At 69.1% G+C, this 492-nt stretch carries 1 protein-coding gene; it reads left to right on the top strand.

From position 1 onward, the window contains the following. Positions 1-302 (top strand): cytochrome ubiquinol oxidase subunit I (locus C1631_RS25440; protein WP_165828375.1); only part of this gene is annotated, 302 nt, incomplete at its 5' end. Positions 303-492: the final 190 nt, after the last annotated feature.

Genomic DNA, 492 nt, shown 5'->3' with positions numbered 1-492 from the left:
TCGGTGCGGTGATCTTCGGCTGGTTCACCGCCGAGATCGGGCGTCAGCCCTACATCGTCTACGGCCAGCTCAAGACGGCGGACGCCCATTCGCCGCTGACGGCCCAGGCGGTGACGACCTCGCTGATCGCCTTCATCGTCGCCTACGCGATCATCTTCGGCTTCGGCAGCTACTATCTCGCCAAGCTGCTGCGCAAAGGCCCCGAGCCGTTCGAGCCCTCGGTGCAGGGCGAGGATGTCGGCCGCAAGCCCAAGCGTCCCCTCTCGGCGCTGGACGAGAAGCTGGAGCCGCGCTCGATCTAGAGCGTCGTTCCGGTAAAGCGTCAGCCGGCGTGTCGGAACCTTGGTTCGGAGACGCCCGCTCGATGCACGGGTCGAATAGGACTCCGGGCCGTTAGGCCCGGGCGGCGTGGGCGGTGTGGCGGGCCGGGCTGCGCGGCGCCTCGGTGTCGAGCACCGGGGCGAGACCGAGCTGGCGGGCGAGGGTGACGAG

The organism is Chryseobacterium phosphatilyticum (assembly GCF_002899825.2).
GTDB classification, from domain to species: domain Bacteria; phylum Bacteroidota; class Bacteroidia; order Flavobacteriales; family Weeksellaceae; genus Chryseobacterium; species Chryseobacterium phosphatilyticum.
The sequence above is the reverse complement of the archived record's forward strand: the minus strand, read 5'-3'. Positions and strand labels throughout refer to the sequence as shown.